The organism is Candidatus Manganitrophaceae bacterium (assembly GCA_016200325.1).
In the GTDB taxonomy this organism is placed as follows: domain Bacteria; phylum Nitrospirota; class Nitrospiria; order SBBL01; family Manganitrophaceae; genus Manganitrophus.
The window spans coordinates 22,312-38,927 of record JACQEZ010000005.1 but is presented as its reverse complement, the minus strand read 5'-3'; the positions used below and the strand labels follow the sequence as shown (position 1 = coordinate 38,927).

The 16,616-nt window shown below is 45.2% G+C and carries 12 protein-coding genes; all 12 read left to right on the top strand.

What is annotated here, in order from left to right:
• Positions 1-7 precede the first annotated feature (7 nt).
• The 12 genes from HY282_03505 (at position 8) to HY282_03450 (ending at position 16,484) form a co-directional block, all read left to right on the top strand.
• Positions 8-652 (top strand): methyltransferase domain-containing protein, encoded by a 645-nt coding sequence (locus tag HY282_03505; protein MBI3802808.1) that lies wholly within the window; start codon positions 8-10, stop codon positions 650-652.
• Positions 653-1,063: 411 nt separating this feature from the next.
• A complete protein-coding gene (locus tag HY282_03500; GenBank protein MBI3802807.1) occupies positions 1,064-2,512 on the top strand; it encodes a mannose-1-phosphate guanylyltransferase/mannose-6-phosphate isomerase in 1,449 nt (482 codons plus the stop codon).
• Between the two features lies 1 nt (position 2,513).
• On the top strand, positions 2,514-3,854 hold the full coding sequence (locus tag HY282_03495; GenBank protein ID MBI3802806.1) for a phosphomannomutase/phosphoglucomutase: 1,341 nt from the start codon (positions 2,514-2,516) through the stop codon (positions 3,852-3,854).
• Between the two features lie 29 nt (positions 3,855-3,883).
• Positions 3,884-4,846, top strand: a complete 963-nt coding sequence (gene gmd / locus HY282_03490; GenBank protein ID MBI3802805.1) for a GDP-mannose 4,6-dehydratase — start codon at positions 3,884-3,886, stop codon at positions 4,844-4,846.
• 14 nt (positions 4,847-4,860) lie between these two features.
• On the top strand, positions 4,861-5,943 hold the full coding sequence (locus HY282_03485; GenBank protein ID MBI3802804.1) for a glucose-1-phosphate thymidylyltransferase: 1,083 nt from the start codon (positions 4,861-4,863) through the stop codon (positions 5,941-5,943).
• A 15-nt stretch (positions 5,944-5,958) separates the two neighbouring features.
• Positions 5,959-6,963: a dTDP-glucose 4,6-dehydratase gene (gene rfbB / locus HY282_03480; GenBank protein ID MBI3802803.1), complete on the top strand. Its 1,005-nt coding sequence runs from the start codon at positions 5,959-5,961 to the stop codon at positions 6,961-6,963.
• A complete protein-coding gene (gene rfbD / locus HY282_03475; protein MBI3802802.1) occupies positions 6,960-7,796 on the top strand; it encodes a dTDP-4-dehydrorhamnose reductase in 837 nt (278 codons plus the stop codon). The genes rfbB and rfbD overlap by 4 nt, the downstream gene beginning before the upstream one ends.
• 9 nt (positions 7,797-7,805) lie before the next feature.
• Positions 7,806-8,294, top strand: a complete 489-nt coding sequence (locus tag HY282_03470; protein MBI3802801.1) for a dTDP-4-dehydrorhamnose 3,5-epimerase family protein — start codon at positions 7,806-7,808, stop codon at positions 8,292-8,294.
• Between the two features lie 44 nt (positions 8,295-8,338).
• Positions 8,339-9,151 carry an ABC transporter permease gene (locus HY282_03465; protein MBI3802800.1) on the top strand — a complete coding sequence of 271 codons (813 nt, stop codon included), beginning with the start codon at positions 8,339-8,341 and terminating at the stop codon, positions 9,149-9,151.
• A 3-nt stretch (positions 9,152-9,154) separates the two neighbouring features.
• The gene (locus HY282_03460; GenBank protein MBI3802799.1) at positions 9,155-10,435 is read left to right on the top strand and encodes an ABC transporter ATP-binding protein; all 1,281 of its coding nucleotides are present in this window, start codon (positions 9,155-9,157) and stop codon (positions 10,433-10,435) included.
• Between the two features lie 47 nt (positions 10,436-10,482).
• Complete coding sequence (locus HY282_03455; GenBank protein ID MBI3802798.1) at positions 10,483-15,561, top strand: glycosyltransferase; 5,079 nt, start codon at positions 10,483-10,485, stop codon at positions 15,559-15,561.
• On the top strand, positions 15,558-16,484 hold the full coding sequence (locus HY282_03450; protein ID MBI3802797.1) for an NAD-dependent epimerase/dehydratase family protein: 927 nt from the start codon (positions 15,558-15,560) through the stop codon (positions 16,482-16,484). The genes HY282_03455 and HY282_03450 overlap by 4 nt, the downstream gene beginning before the upstream one ends.
• Positions 16,485-16,616: the final 132 nt, after the last annotated feature.

The following is a 16,616-nucleotide window of genomic DNA, read 5'->3' as shown; positions in this document are numbered from 1 at the left end:
AGTAGAGGTGGATAAATACACGGCAAAGAAACGTTATCAAAATACCGCGGTTGCAGGTCGTTACGATCGAGACCGGTACCAATCGATTTGGGGACAGTTGAAAAACAAACAGACCCATGCGACCCTCGCCAAGGCGCTCGCCTCCTTGCCCCCTCAGAGCACCGTGGTCGATATCCCGTGCGGCACCGGCCGCTTCGGGGCGTTTTTATCCGATTTGGGACACCGCTGGATCGGCTCCGATATCTCGGCTGAGATGATGTCTTTTTCACAGAAAAAGTTGGCGGGGAGCGCCGGCATTCTCGGACATCTGCGATGCGATGCGGAGCGGCTTCCCTTGCGGGATAAGAGCGTCGACTGTGTCCTCTCGATCCGCTTTCTTCCACACCTGCCGATCGAGGTCAAACATGAGGTGTTGAAAGAGATGGGCCGGGTCAGCCGGCGTTGGTTGGTCATCGATCATACGTATCGAAATCCATACAAAGCGTTCTGGAGAGACCTCGGATCGAAACTGGGGGTCGGAAGTGGAAAAAAACGCCGGCCGAAGGATGAGATTTTTCGTGAAATCGAGCGGGCCGGGCTGAGAATTGAGCAGGTTTTTCCCGTCTCGCGGATCTTCTCGGACAACATGATCCTCCTCTGCAGCAAGATCTGATTTCTCGCCTGAAAAAGGCCCCCCCTGCAGGAAAAGCCATTCCGCCCCGTGGTTGCTTCGGCGGGGGCGGCACGCTATTCTTCTCCAGCTGAAAGTGCCGCGTCACTTGAGCGTTCCTCGGTGTCAGGGAGACCTTCTAGAGATCTTTAACCCGAGATTGGAAGGCCCCTTTCATCCGATTCGCTCTTTTCCCGACACCTTTAAAATCAACGAATTAACCCCAACTTATTCTTGCAATGTTTCCCCTGTTTTGATATATCTATTACACCTCAAAAATCTTTAGCGGGTTACTCCGGAACATATAAAGTTTTTACCGATCGTTTTCGATATCATGGGAAACAGATACGGCTTCTTATTTAGTCTATAACTAGAAAACAGATCCAGCTTGGATTTAGGTGATCTCCGGCTCGAATGGTTCATCGATCATTGGGAGAAGGTATGTACGGTGTGGTTTTGGCAGGAGGAAGTGGAACCCGTTTCTGGCCGTTGAGTCGGGAGGAATATCCGAAGCAGCTTCTGAAGATTTTCGGCAATCAGACCCTCATTCAGGCAACCCTCTCGCGGATCTCCGATTTAATTCCATCCGACCGGATCTACATCGTTACCAACCCGTCCCAGGCGGAGCAGATTAAGTTTCAATTAGATCCTGTCTTTGGTGAGCCTCGGTTTATCTCGGAGCCGATCGGAAGAAACACCGCCGCGGCCATCGCCCTTGCAGCGATCCACCTTCGGAAGAAGTTTGAAGATGGGGTGATGGTGGTCCTTTCGGCCGATCATTTTATCCGCCAGCCTCAGGCTTTTCTGGAGGCCCTTCGCTTGGGAGAGAAGCTTGCCCATGAAGGCTATCTGGTGACACTGGGAGCAAAGCCGACCCGGCCGGAGACCGGCTACGGGTATATTCAGCGGGGAAAGCCTTTCGCCGGACAGATGAGCGCGGCCGCGGTCGAACGTTTTGTTGAAAAGCCGAGCCGAGAGACGGCGGAGCAATATCTGAAACGGGACGACTATTTCTGGAACACCGGTATTTTTCTCTGGAAGGCGTCGACCATTCTGGCCGAGATCAAACGGTTTCTCCCGGAGTTGGCGGAAGGGCTCAAAGAATTTGATCAAAAGATCGGAACGGAGCAGGAGGCGGAGACGCTCCAGCGGATTTATCCGGCCCTCCCCTCGATTTCGGTCGACTATGCCGTGCTTGAAAAATCAGACCGGTTGGCGGTGATTCCGGCCGACATGGGGTGGGAGGATGTCGGCTCCTGGAGCGCGCTGGACGAGGTCATCGAGCGGGATGTCGACGGCAACATTCTTACCGGAAATGTCGTTAATATCGACAGCCAGAACAGCATTATCTATGGAAACAAAAGGGTGGTCGCCGTCGTCGGCTTAAAAGATATCGTCGTCGCCGATACCGACGATGCGACGCTCATCTGTGCGAAGGACAAAGCCCAAGAGGTGAAGAAAGTCGTCGAAGCGCTCAAAAAGAGAAACGGCGACGAGCACCGGGTGCATCGGACGGTGGTTCGAGCATGGGGAAGCTATACCGTATTGGAGGAGGGGCGGGACCATAAAATTAAGCGGATTGAAGTCAATCCCGGCGCGCGTCTCTCTCTCCAGATGCATTCAAAGCGGAGCGAGCATTGGGTGGTCGTTTCAGGAACGGCGCGGGTCACCTGCGGTGAGAGCGTCTATACCATTCAGGCAAACCAGAGTACGTTCGTCCCGATGGGGGTGAAGCACCGCTTGGAGAACCCGGCCGAGGAGCCGCTTCAGATTATCGAAGTGCAGTGCGGAGGCTATGTAGGAGAAGACGACATCGTCCGTTTCCAGGACGATTACGGGAGGGTGGAGGCCCGCAAGAGCTGACATGTCGATCTTCAGAGAATACGACATCCGAGGAATTTATGGCACGGCGTTAACCGAAGCGGTCGCCGAGGGGATCGGAAAGGCGTTCGGGACGCTGATCCGACGCTCCGGCGGAAAGAAAATTTCGCTCGGTTATGACATTCGCCTCAGCAGTCCGTCGCTTCGAGAAGCCCTTTTGACCGGCCTTCTCTCCACCGGTCTTCATGTCGTCGATATCGGCGCCTGCCCCACACCGGTCCTCTACTTCTCCCTTTTCGAGCTCGATATCGACGGCGGGGCGATGATCACCGCCAGCCACAATCCGGCCGAATTTAATGGGTTCAAGCTCTGCCGCGGAAAGGGAACCCTCTTCGGCGCCGAAATCCAGCAGGTCCGGACGATGATGGAGCGGCGCGATTTTGACCAAGGGGAGGGGGAGCTCACCTTCGAACGTGATTTCCTCTCGCGCTATTTACAGTATTTCGTCAAACATTTTGGCTCTTTTCGATCGAAGAAGGTCGTTATCGACTGCGGAAATGCCGCCGCTGCCCTGATTGCCCCCCAGATTTTCAAAGAACTCGGCTGCGAAATGATCCCGCTCTACTGCGAGCCGGATGGCCGGTTTCCAAACCATCACCCCGACCCGACCGTCCCGGAGAATGTCGCCGACCTGATTGCGGTGGTGCGGAAAGAGGGGGCCGATGTCGGCTTGGCTTTCGACGGCGATGCCGATCGGCTCGGCGCGGTCGATGAGAAAGGGGAGATCATTTGGGGGGACAAGTTGACCCTCCTTTTCGCCTCGACGATTTTAAGGGACCATCCCGGCGCGTCGATTATCTCGGAGGTGAAGGCCTCCCAAATTCTGTATGATGAGGTGACCCGGTTGGGCGGCAATGCCATCATGTGGAAGACCGGTCACTCCCTCATCAAGTCCAAGATGAAGGAGACCGGCGCGCTGCTCGCCGGAGAGATGAGCGGGCATCTCTTTTTCGCCGATCGCTACTTCGGCTATGATGATGCGATTTACGCCGGCTGCCGGTTGGTCGAAATTCTGGTCAAGGAGAATCGCCCCTTGTCGTCTTTCTTCACCGACCTCCCGAGCACCTTCGTAACGCCAGAAATTCGGGTCGATTGTGCCGATGACCAGAAATTTAGTATTGTTGAAAAATGCCGGGACTATTTCTCAAAGAAATATAAAACGGTCGATATCGACGGGATACGAATTTTGTTTGATGATGGATGGGGATTGATCCGCGCTTCGAACACGCAGCCCGCGTTGGTGCTGCGCTTTGAGGCAAGCTCACTTCAGCGGTTGGAAGAGATGCAACGCTATGTGAGCGGGGTCTTACGGAAAATCCGTTAATTTTATTCTGTTAAAGATTATTAGGAAAGATGAAAAAAGCACTGATTACCGGGATTACAGGGCAAGATGGTTCTTATCTCGCCGAATTCTTGTTGGAGAAGGGATATAAAGTTTTCGGAATGGTCCGACGATCCAGCTCTGAGAACTATGAGCGGGTAGAGCATATCCGCGACCGACTTCATTTCATCCAGGGGGATCTAACCGATCAATCTTCGCTGGATGAGGCGATTAAAGGGATTATGCCGGAAGAAGTGTATAATCTTGCTGCCCAGTCGTTTGTTCCCACATCCTGGAACCAGCCGGTTTTAACCGCCGACGTCACTGGTTTAGGCGTGACCCGTATTTTGGAGGCGATCCGGAAACATAAACCGGATGCGAGGTTTTACCAGGCCTCCTCTTCCGAAATGTTTGGGAAAGTTCAAGAGACCCCCCAGACGGAGAGAACTCCTTTTTATCCACGAAGTCCTTATGGCGTTGCAAAGGTCTATGGCCATTGGATTACGGTTAACTATCGCGAAAGTTATAACATTTTTGCCTGCTCAGGTATTCTCTTCAACCACGAATCCCCTCGCCGGGGCCTGGAATTCGTTACCCGAAAGGTAACGAATACAGTGGCTAAAATCAAACTGGGACTTGCAAAAGAACTTCGGATGGGCAATATGGATGCCAAGCGCGACTGGGGGTTTGCCGGAGATTTTGTCGAAGCCATGTGGTTGATGCTTCAACAGGATCAGCCGGAAGATTATGTGATTGCTACCGGCCAGGCACATTCCGTGGAGGAATTAGTCGAAATTGCATTCGATAGCGTAGGATTGAAAGCGAAGGATTATATTACTGCAGATCCGAAATTTTTAAGACCGGCAGAGGTCGATTTTTTAATTGGCAATTCAGAGAAAGCGAGGAAAAAATTGAAGTGGGTCACACGTGTTCCTTTTGAAGAACTCATTTTAATGATGGTCCAACAGGATCTTCGTATTCTCAAAGCAAGATAATAGAGGCTCGATAGATGAAAGCGCTCATCACGGCAGGCGGCAGAGGTACGCGCCTTCGGCCTATTACCCATACAAGCAATAAACATCTCATCCCTATTGCAAATAAACCGATGATTCATTATGCCCTCGAAGCGGTAACGGCTGCTGGAATTCGAGAGATAGGAATTGTTGTCAACCCCGAAACAGAGGAAGAATTACGGGTGGCTCTCGGATATAAGGGACCGTCGGGAGCGAAGATCAGCTACATTACCCAAGAAGCACCGTCCGGGTTGGCCCATGTGGTAAAAATTTCGCAAGATTTCATCAAGAAGGATTCGTTTGTTTTTTATCTGGGCGACAACGTCATTATTGGCGGAATCAATCATTTTGTAAAAGCCTTTTCAGAAACCAAGACCAATTGCCATCTGGTTCTCTCCAAAGTGAAAGACCCGCAGCGATTTGGCGTCCCTGAATTGAAGAATGGCCGGATTATCGGAATTGAAGAAAAACCAAAGCGGCCGAAAAGTCCCTATGCCGTCACGGGTATTTACATCTATGATCAGAATATTTTTGAAGCAGTCAATAAGATTAAGCCAAGTAAACGAGGAGAGCTTGAGATCAGCGATGCACACCAGTATTTGATTGAGAGCGGCTTCGGCGTCAGCTATTCAGAGATCACCGGTTGGTGGAAGGACACAGGACAGCCTGAGGATCTCCTTGAAGCAAATCGGTTTGTGCTGGATCAAATGATAGAAAGTCCAAACGGATTGCTAATTGATGGAGAGGTGGATTCCAAAAGTGAGTTACGGGGGAAAGTGATTGTTGAGAAGGGTGCAAAGGTCATTCAGAGCCAGATTCGGGGTCCCGCTATTATCGGTAAAGGAACCCGAATTGAAAATAGCTATATCGGCCCATATACTTCAATATATCACGACTGTATCATTAAGCATAGCGAGCTGGAATACAGTATTGTTTTGGAGCGATGTCAAATTACAGACGTAGACGTTCGGATTGAGAAGAGTCTTCTCGGAAAAGAGGTCGAACTTTTTCGAGGAACGGCCAAGCCGCGGACCCAGAAATTTATCATCGGTGATCAAAGCCGGATTGAACTAAGCTAGACTGAAAGGTCAGCAATGAAGATTTTGGTGACAGGCGGAGCCGGATTCATCGGGAGTAACTTCGTCCGATATTTTCTTGAACAGAACCTCTCTGTTTCGATTATTAATCTTGATAAACTTACTTACGCAGGTAACTTGGAGAGTCTCGGTGATCTAGAGGCAAATCCACGGCATCGGTTTGTACGCGGCGACATTACGGACCCTGTTTTGGTAAACAGCTTGGCTCAGGAGGTTGAAGCCATCATCCACTTTGCTGCGGAGACTCATGTCGATCGTTCCATCGTTAATGCCGATGAATTTATCCGTACCAATGTCTATGGGACTTATATCCTTCTCGAGGCCTCGCGGAAATATTGCCATCACAGGTTTGTCCATGTTTCGACCGACGAAGTATATGGAAGCAGACTCGAAGGATTTTTTAAAGAAGAAGATCCGCTCTCGCCAACGAGCCCCTACTCGGCGAGCAAAGCCAGCTCCGATCTCTTGGTTTCCTCTTATTATAAAACCTATGGTCTCCCAACACTCATCACTCGATGCTCGAATAACTTTGGTCCATATCAATTTCCTGAGAAGTTAATTCCGCTGATGATTACGAACGCTCTGGAAGACCGACCGCTTCCGATCTACGGCGATGGCTTCTATGTGCGCGATTGGCTTTATGTTCTGGACCACTGTGAAGCGATTGACCGTGTTTTTCACCACGGTCTCCCCGGAGAGACTTATAATATTGGTGGGCAGGGTGATAAGAAAAACATCGAAGTGGTGCACTTTATCTTGGACGTTCTTAAGAAACCCAAATCTCTGATCCAATATGTCAAAGATAGACCGGGACACGACCGAAGGTATGCGATCGACCCTGGCAAGCTGGAAAATGAACTTGGCTGGAAGCCAGCTCATCTCTTTGATAAAAGCCTGGAAGAGACAATCCATTGGTATGTGACTCGGACTGATTGGTGGAAGCGGGTCAAATCAGGTGAGTATCTCAAAATGTATGAGAAGATCTATGGTGTTTCGCTATGAAGGTTCTTATCTCCGGGGCCGGTGGAATGTTGGCCCGGGCGTTCTTAAATAAAATACCGACTGGATGGGAGGTCTGGGCCGCGGGTAAGAATGAGTTGGATATTACAAACGAACAAGAGGTAAGGAATGCAGTTGGAAAGTTCAGTCCCAAGATCATTCTCAACTGCGCTGCATTCACACGTGTCGATGAATGTGAAGAGAAAAGAGATTTTGCGTTTGCGGTGAATTGCCGTGGCGCCGGATATCTAGCCGAAGCGGCGCATCAATGGGGGGCCTATCTGGTCCACTTCAGCACGGATTACATCTTTGACGGCACTGGACAGACACCCTATTATGAGGATAGTCCGGCGAATCCTTTGAGTGTCTATGGTGTTTCAAAATGGGAAGGAGAGTGCCTCGTCCGGAAGTATCTTCAAAATTATCTTTTGATCCGAACACAGTGGCTTTATGGGCAGGGCGGAAATCATTTTGTAAAAACGATTTTAAAATTAGCCGAGAAGCAAAGTGTCTTAAAGGTGGTGGATGATCAGATCGGCTCGCCGACCTGGACGGAAGATCTTTCTGAAGCGACTCTAAGGTTAATTGAGAAGAGAGCGACAGGAGAGTACCACCTTGTAAATGAAGGCCATTGCAGCTGGTACCAGTTCTCAACCCGCATTGTCGAAGAGGCAGGCCTTTCAACCAAGGTGATTCCTTGTTCGACTAAAGAATTCCCTCGGCCTGCCAGACGTCCGGCCTATTCCGTTCTTTCTACTAACAAGGCAAAGTCGGAGCTAGGATGGGAACTTCCAAATTGGGAGACTGCGCTAAAAAGATTTATGAGAGCGGTATAGGAGGCCCTCATGTTTAAAAAAGGAAAAATTAACGGTGTGGAAATTCGCCCCCTGAAGAAATATGTTGATGAGCGAGGATGGCTCTCTGAGCTCTTTCGGGAAGATGACGTCGAAAAATCGATTATGCCGGTTATGTCATACATCTCTCTCACTCGACCCGAAGTGACGCGCGGACCTCATGAGCATGTTGATCAAACCGATTATTTCTGCTTCATCGGTCCGTCTAATTTCAAAGTAACTCTTTGGGATAATCGCGAGAGAAGTTCAACTTACCAAAGTAAGATGCAATTCGTCGTCGGCGAGGATGCCCCGACAGTGGTGATCGTTCCGGAAGGGGTGGTTCACTCTTACCAAAATGTGGGCGGAAAAGATGGGATTGTCATCAATTGTCCGAACAGGCTTTTTATGGGCCGAGGGAAGAAAGAGGCTATTGATGAGATTCGGCATGAGGATGATCCGAATTCCCCTTTTGTGATTGATCTTCGTCCAGTGCATTAACTCTTCTCTTTTATTCAGTATGGATTTATATAGATAGGTCAACATTGGATCTCGTTAAACCGCTTTTAAACTTCCTTCGAAGAATTATTCAAAATCGTTATATGATCCAGAGTCTCGTTGTTCGGGATATCCGGGCTCGATATGTTGGATCCCTTCTAGGTATTTTCTGGTCTGTGATCCATCCTTTATCTCAGCTGTCGATTTATTATTTTGTCTTTTCTGTAATTTTAAAAGTAAAACTGGGCCCTGAATATGGTGGAACCCATTTCTCCATTTGGCTAATAGTGGGATTACTTCCTTGGATGTTCTTTTCTGAGGTCGTTATGCGGGCCCCTGGCGCGGTTTTAGAGCAGGCTAATTTGATTAAGAAGACCATTTTTCCTTCTGAAATTCTACCCTTTAGTCATCTCGCTGCAGCCATGGTAAATCATTTTATAGCAGTAGCGATCCTTTTAATTCTTATTGGTATTTTTGATATAGGGCTTTCATTTAGAGCGATTCTAATCGTGCCTTACCTTATCTCCATTGGGATATTTGCCATGGGCATTTCATGGATTTTATCCGCCTTTAATGTCTTTTTCAGAGATATCGGTCAGGTTATCGGGGTTTTTATTAACATCTGGTTTTATTTTACTCCCATTATTTATCCGAAAAATCTTATCCCAGACAGATTTCAAGAATTGCTCAAGTTGAACCCGATGCTTCACGCGGTAGACGGTTATCGCTTGGCCCTGTTGGGGCAGAAAGATCCCAATCCACTCGGCTTGGTATACCTCTTCACTATTGGCTTGTGTTGCTTTGCAATTGGGGGTCTGGTATTTAAAAAGTTAAAACCGGCCTTTGCGGATGTCCTCTAACTCATGAATGCGATTGAGGTTAACCATTTAACTAAAATTTACCGTTTATATCGCTCTCCTAAAGATCGTATAAAGGAGATGTTTCACTTCAACGGCAAAAAATATCACCGAGAGTTCTATGCGTTGAATGATATCTCCTTTAATATTGAAAAAGGGCAGACGGTTGGGATTATCGGACAAAATGGGAGCGGGAAGAGCACACTGCTCCAGATGATTTGTGGAGTGCTCCAGCCTACCAACGGATCAGTGAAGGTGAATGGCCGTGTTGCAGCCTTGCTTGAACTCGGAGCGGGATTTAACCCGGAATTTACGGGGCGAGAGAACGTATATATGAATGGAGCTCTAATGGGGCTGAATCGGCAAGAGATGGATCAGCGATTTCCTGCAATAGAGGACTTTGCCGAAATAGGAGAGTTTATTGATCAACCGGTAAAAGTTTATTCGAGCGGAATGTTTGTGCGGTTGGCTTTCGCTGCTGCTATTAATGTTGATCCCGATATCTTAATAATAGATGAAGCCCTGGCCGTTGGAGATGTGGTTTTTCAGCACCGATGTATGAGGAAAATAAAAGATCTTCAAAAAAATAATATATCAATTCTTTTTGTTAGCCATGATACAGGAGCAATTAAAACACTCTGTTCTTCCGCAATGCTAATAGATCAAGGTAAACTGATTTGCCATTCCGACCCAGGATCTGTTGTAAATATTTATCATGCACGAGTTGCAAATAGTTATCGGAGTGAGCAAGTCTCTCTTGATCATACGGAAGAGTTTCCGACGCAAGCAGTATCATCTAATTTGTTGTTTAAAGAGGATTCCTCTTTTGATGAAAGGGTAAAACTTTTTCGACATGGCAGCGGTGAGGTAAAAATTAAGAATGTTGAAATCCTTGATGAGAAGTTAGATCCTATAGATTCTATTAATTTCTACCAAAGAATACTCCTAAGAGTTCATATCCTCTATTCTCAGGATGTGAATTTTTCTATTCTTGGATTTATTTTTAGAGATAAAAATGGGACGGACGTCATCGGGACTAATACTTTTGAAGAAAATAAGTCGCTTCCTGCCAGAAAAACTGGCGAGACACTTGTTGTCGATTTTATCCAGAATATTCCATTAACACCAGGAACGTATAGTGTTACGGTAGCACTTGCATATGACGACAGCTTGCCCAGGTATTTTGATTGGGTAGATACTGCAACCATCATCCAGGTTCTCCCACCAAAGTATAAGAAAATTCAATCTAAAGTTTGGGTTCCGGTAGATATTGTAATTCATTCATGAACGAGAGTCGTATTGAATAAATCACTTACTTTTAGTCTGGATTGATCATGATGAGTGGAAGGCATATTTACAATCAGATTTTTGATCCTAACGCTCAAGATGCGCTCGGAAGGATTGGTCGAATGATCGAGGCCGGTTCGACTGTTCTGGAACTCGGTCCGGCAACAGGCTATTTCACACGCTACTTATCTGAGATCTTGAAGTGTACCGTCGACTGTATAGAGTGGTCGGAAGAGATGGCTCAATGTGCCGCACCATACTGTCGAGAAATGTGGGTTGCAGATCTTGACCAAATTAACTTGTATTCACGCTTTAAAGAAGGAACATATGATTACATCATCGCGGCAGACGTATTGGAACACCTGAGAGATCCATGGCGGGTTGTAGAAATGTGCAGACCGTTGCTTCGGACTGGTGGGAAGTTGTTGCTCTCTATTCCAAATATTGGGCATGCTGCTTTGGTGGGAGATTTGTTAAAAGGAAATTTTGAATATCGTGACGAGGGACTTCTAGATAGAACGCATCTTCGCTTTTTTACAAGGAAGAGTGTTTTATACATGCTTCGATCATCAGGTTTTAGAGTTGACAGCTTTGATGCCAATATAGTAATGCCTGAATATACAGAATACAAATACCATCTCGAGTTCCTCCCAATTATATTACGACAACAGTTGTTGAGCCATGCTGATGCTTTAACATACCAATTTATTGTCTCAGCGACTGTAGGAAAAATGACTGAAGAGCAATGGGAGACGTTATCTTTACCGAATGTTTCATCTAAACCGTCTTTTCAAGTTGCGTTGTTCTGGACCTCTTCCAATGGGAGTTTTACTGAGGAAAGGAGTAAATCTATTTGGGCTCCTATAGGTATAGAGCGCCAACTCCTACGTTTTGAATTACCAGATCATATCGATATTCAGAGATTACGGCTGGATCCTTCAGATCGACCAGGGTTTTTCCATTTGTTTTCAATTCATCTTAAAGGAAGGAATTTATTGAATGGAATCGAAGAGAATTACTGGAGTTTGAACAACATAGATGAAATCATGCAGAATGTTCAGTTGGATAACATTCATTTTTGCCAGGAACCTTTAGGTGCAGTGTTTGTAGCGACAACCGGTGATCCTAAATTGTTTTTGGACCTCCCTATCCACCTTAGTTCTGTTAAACAGATCTCATGGACATTGGAAGTTGATATGGATTGGCCTATGTCTGCTGATTTTCTTATTGCTGATATTTCCTTTGCGGCAGAAAATAAAAGGTTAGAAGAAAGTCTTCATCAGCAAGGCCAAAAGGCAGCGGAACTCGAGTTCTCTATACATGTCGAACGGCAAAAACTGGAGGCAATTAGTAAAAAGGTAAATCAGCTTGAACAGGAGCTAGAAGTTCGGCAAAGGAGATTGACCGAAGAGGAAAAAACTGTGAAAGAACTCACAGCCACATTGGAAAACAAGTTAAGTGAGTTAGATTCCAAAACACGAGAAAATGTCGAGTTGCATTTAAAAGTTCTAGATTTGGATAAGCAGTTGGCTGATAGTCTTAATCGAAAAGGCCGGTATTTAAGAAAAATATTTCGAAAGGGAAAGGCTTTGTTTTTAGAGATTAATAATCTTTATTCAAAGATCGTTTTATATTTTTCTAAGCTCAGAAAAGGCGTTGAGGTAACGCCTACGGGAAGTTTCAAGGGGAATCTAGAGTTACCCTTGACCCTAGCGGTGCTAGAAAATGGTTTACTGAAGATTCATGGTTGGCTATTTGCTGAGGATTTGTCTACTCTTGTATTGCGTGTAATACTAGATGGAAAATCTTCGATTCAGTTAAGGCATGGTATCCAACGCGATGACGTTCTAAGAGCTTTTCCTCATTTTCCCCAAGCGAAATATTCTGGATTTGAAGGAACGGTGCCTATAGATTTGGCTGGCCAGGGCGGGGTTAATTTAGGTATAGAAGCAGAGCTGAAGGATGGTCGTAGGAGGTTGGCTTTTACTCGATCTGTAAAAATAACTAAGCTTGAAGAACAACAGCCAAAATTTTTTCATTCGAAATATGTTTATTTGATAAAATTTATTCTCATGTTGTTATGGAAAACGGTGCAATTCAACGCTCGTGGCCATTGGCCTAAATCATTTAGCGAGGTGCGATTGCGGGTCCGAGTTCTCAAAAATCGGTACCGCTTTATGCAGTTGAAAGAATTTCGGATAAAGCATGCATGGGAATTTCAAACTCCTTATGAGCGTTGGTTGGTCCACAACGCCATGACTCCTACACTTTTCAATTATTTAAAAGAAAAATCACAAAGACTACTGGGAATCGGTCCAAAGATTAGTATTATTGTTCCAGTATTTAACACCCCTCTTGAATTCTTGATGGATATGGTTCAATCCGTAAAGAATCAAATATATCCTAATTGGGAACTTTGTCTGGCCGATGACTGTTCGACCCAAATACAAGTTAAGAACTATCTTTCAAAGCTAGTTCAGGAAGACTCTCGTATTAAGGTTATATTTCGTCAAACTAATGGACATATCTCAGAAGCGACTAATTCCGCATTGGAATTGTCTACTGGAGATTATGTTGCATTTCTTGATCATGATGATGAATTATCAGCTGATGCGATCCTTCATGTAGCAGAGCAAATATATCGTTTTCCCGACGTAGATTGGATTTATACAGATGAGGATAAAATTGACTCTAAAGGCAGACGATATGATCCACAATTCAAAGGGGAATGGAGTCCAGAAATGGCCCTTACCCATAACTATACTCATCATCTTACAGTAATCCGTCGTAGCATTTTACAAAAAGTAGGAGGATTACGGAAGGGATTTGAAGGTGCGCAAGACCTGGATTTGTTTCTCCGTGTATCAGAGCAGACAACTCCTGACCGAATAAGGCATGTTCCGTATGTTTGTTACCACTGGAGGGCGCATGATAAAAGTACTGCCTCTAATGGAAGACAAAAAAAGTATATATTTGAGCACGCGAAACAGGCAATCAATGAAGCTTTGGATCGACGAGGCCTTAAGGCTAAGACTTTTCTCCCATCTTTTGCAGAGAAGCATGATCTTTGTCTTTATCAACTCCATTGGGATGCTCATTTAATAGCAGAAAGTCCCGTAACTATTATTATTCCCACAAAAGATCGAATTGATCTTTTAAAACCATGCATTGATTCGCTTGAGCGGACGGTGGATCCCAAAAGTGTAAATATTTTGATTATTGATGATAGGACTAAGGATATTGAAACGCTTAATTATTTAGAAAAATTACATACCCAATGTTCAATCGATGTAAAAGTTATAAGGCCAAAAAGAGGAGATGGGACGTTTAATTTCGCACGGCTAATCAATGAGGCCGTTGAGTATGTCCAAACGTCTTCAGTGTTAATCCTCAATAATGATATTGAGGCTATGGAACCTGGATGGCTGGAAGATATGGTCGGTTGGCTGACAATTCCTGGAGTGGAGGCAGTCGGAGCACGTTTACTATTTTCAGATCAGACAGTCCAACATGCGGGTATAACTATAGGTCCATATTACGGTTTGGCAGACCATTTCTTCATAGGGCAACATCGAGATCAATTGGGATACCTGTTTTTAGCCCAAATAGTTAGGAATGTTTCCGCGTTAACCGGGGCTTGCCTACTAACTCGAGTGGAAACTTATAAGCGCCTTGGCGGGATGGATGAGCAGATGTTTCCCGTAGCCTACAATGATGTAGATTTCTGTTTACGACTTTGGAAAAGCGGCGGAAGAGCTGTCTATACCCCTCATGCCACATTGGTCCATCGTACTGGAGCTAGCAGAGGCCAGCAATATGACTCTACTGAACATCTTAACTTTATTAAACGTTATCCGAATTATGTTGATCCATTTGTTAATCGAACCCTCGATCGCAATTCTACAGAAATGGCTTTGAATCCAACATATGTAGGGCATGTCTATCCAATTGAAAAGATCAAAATGTTATTGCTGACACACAACCTTAATTTTGAGGGAGCTCCTATTGTTGCGTTTGAATTGGCTAAATATTTAACTGAAAAGGAAGGATTTTCAGTCGTTACGCTGTCACCCTTGGACGGTCCATTGCGGAAGAAGTATGAAGAAGCCGGTCTACCTCTAAAGATTATTAAGGAATCGATTGCAACCGGTGAAAGTGTTACAAAAATGCGTATGAAACTTAAGGATCTTGGGCAAGAGCTTGCAGTAGAAAATTTTGATTTAATTGGATGTAATACGCTCAATACATTTTGGGGGATCGAACTCGCCAAGCTTTTCAATAAACCAAGTATATGGTATGTCCATGAGAGTACCAATATAGAAGAACACTTTCTTTATCTTCCTGATCCTGTTATAGAATTGGTTAAGAGTTCTTTCACTCAAGCATGTCGCGTCGTGATCGCAGCGGATGCAACCGCCCAAATGTATCACCATCTTGATAAGGAAGATAGGATTCGTATCGTTCCTGGAGGTCTGCCTCTTGATCGTATTGCGGAATATTGTGAAAAAAATACCAAAGAGAAAATACGTGAAAAATACTGTTTGCCGAAGAATCGCAAAATAATTACATTAATTGGAACCACATGCGAACGTAAGGGACAACATGTTTTTATTGATGCAGCGGACCATTTAATCAGAGATTTCGCTTATTCTAAGGAGGAGTTACTATTTGTCCTCGTTGGAGGTCGCGAGGGTGAATATCTCGATAATCTTCGCAGGCAAATTAAATTGGCCGGAGAAGAATTTTTTAAGATATATATGGAAACTCCAGAAGTTTACGATTTTTATGCATTAAGCGATATTTTTGTCTGTGCCAGTTCAGTAGAATCTTTTCCAATGGTTGTCTTGCTTGCGATGGCTTTTAGACTTCCCCTTATTTCTACAAATGTATATGGTATTCCAGAGATAATTAGCTCTGAAATGGAGGGCCTTCTCGTGCCCCCTGGGCAACCAAAGGTGATGGCTGAACAAATTCATCGAATTTTAAGTGATCTAACTTTGGCAAACCGCCTAGCTTCTCATGCATGGTGCACTGTGCAGCGAAAGTTTGATAATACTAAATTGTTGTCCATGCAGGCTGATTTATGTCGCGAAGCGATTATTTCTTACAAAGGAAACTCTCAATGAATTGTATTGTTCTCGGGGGTGGTGGTTTTTTAGGGTCTCATCTTTGTGATAGTTTATTGGCCGGGGGCCATTTTGTGCGAATTTTTGAAAAGAAAGGGAGCAGCAAGATAAATATAAAGCATCTGATAAATAAGATCGATCTTAAGGAAGGGGATTTTTCTGATCTAGATAATGTTCGAGAGGCACTTTCGGATATGGATATCGTATTCCACTTAATCGGTACTACACTCCCACAATCATCAAATGATAATCCAATCTATGATCTCTCATCGAATCTCGTCGCAACTGTTCAGATGCTAGATATCGCCAAGAGGGAAGGTATAAAAAAGATAATATTTGCTTCATCAGGGGGTACGATTTATGGAGTTCCCCAGGTCCTTCCAATACCTGAAGATCATCCAACCCTCCCTATCTGTTCTTATGGAATTCAAAAGCTTGCCATAGAAAAGTATTTGCATTTGTATCATTGCCTTTATGCAATTGACTACGCTGTTCTGAGGATCTCGAATCCCTATGGAGCACGGCAATCGGTTGAATCGAATCAGGGCGCTATCTCGATTTTCATTGAGAGGGCTCTTCGGGAACAGCCCATTGAAATTTGGGGTGATGGAAGTATCGTGAGAGATTTCATTCATGTTTCAGATGTGGCAAGGGCTTTTGTAAAGTCGATAAATAATTGTACCGATTATCGACTCTTTAACATAGGGAGTGGGGTTGGACATACGCTTCGAGATATTATCTCAGAGATCGAAAAAGAGATGGGACATCAGCTTAAAGTGACATTTACATATGCCAGAAAAATCGATGTGCCGGCAAATGTCCTTGCCATTGAAAGAGCATCCCAGGCATTAGACTGGTCTCCCGATGTCCCATTTTCAATGGGAATCTCACAAATGATCAGGGATAGGAAGCTCTTAAGCTGAGGTTATTGCAAGACTTTAGAGTTGACAATCTATGTGGCATCTTGTATAACAGCATCAAACAAAAATCAATTTCGTTCTATCCTCTATTTTGATAGTAACACTCAATTGATAATGAGTAAGAGAGGAGTGTGT

What these genes read in the sequence shown, in the direction of transcription:
- HY282_03500 (MBI3802807.1), top strand. Translation starts at nt 1,064, where the DNA reads ATGGTTCATCGATCATTGGGAGAAGGTATGTACGGTGTGGTTTTGGCA.
- HY282_03495 (MBI3802806.1), top strand. Translation starts at nt 2,514, where the DNA reads ATGTCGATCTTCAGAGAATACGACATCCGAGGAATTTATGGCACGGCG.
- gmd (MBI3802805.1), top strand. Translation starts at nt 3,884, where the DNA reads ATGAAAAAAGCACTGATTACCGGGATTACAGGGCAAGATGGTTCTTAT.
- HY282_03485 (MBI3802804.1), top strand. Translation starts at nt 4,861, where the DNA reads ATGAAAGCGCTCATCACGGCAGGCGGCAGAGGTACGCGCCTTCGGCCT.
- rfbB (MBI3802803.1), top strand. Translation starts at nt 5,959, where the DNA reads ATGAAGATTTTGGTGACAGGCGGAGCCGGATTCATCGGGAGTAACTTC.
- rfbD (MBI3802802.1), top strand. Translation starts at nt 6,960, where the DNA reads ATGAAGGTTCTTATCTCCGGGGCCGGTGGAATGTTGGCCCGGGCGTTC.
- HY282_03470 (MBI3802801.1), top strand. Translation starts at nt 7,806, where the DNA reads ATGTTTAAAAAAGGAAAAATTAACGGTGTGGAAATTCGCCCCCTGAAG.
- HY282_03460 (MBI3802799.1), top strand. Translation starts at nt 9,155, where the DNA reads ATGAATGCGATTGAGGTTAACCATTTAACTAAAATTTACCGTTTATAT.
- HY282_03455 (MBI3802798.1), top strand. Translation starts at nt 10,483, where the DNA reads ATGATGAGTGGAAGGCATATTTACAATCAGATTTTTGATCCTAACGCT.
- HY282_03450 (MBI3802797.1), top strand. Translation starts at nt 15,558, where the DNA reads ATGAATTGTATTGTTCTCGGGGGTGGTGGTTTTTTAGGGTCTCATCTT.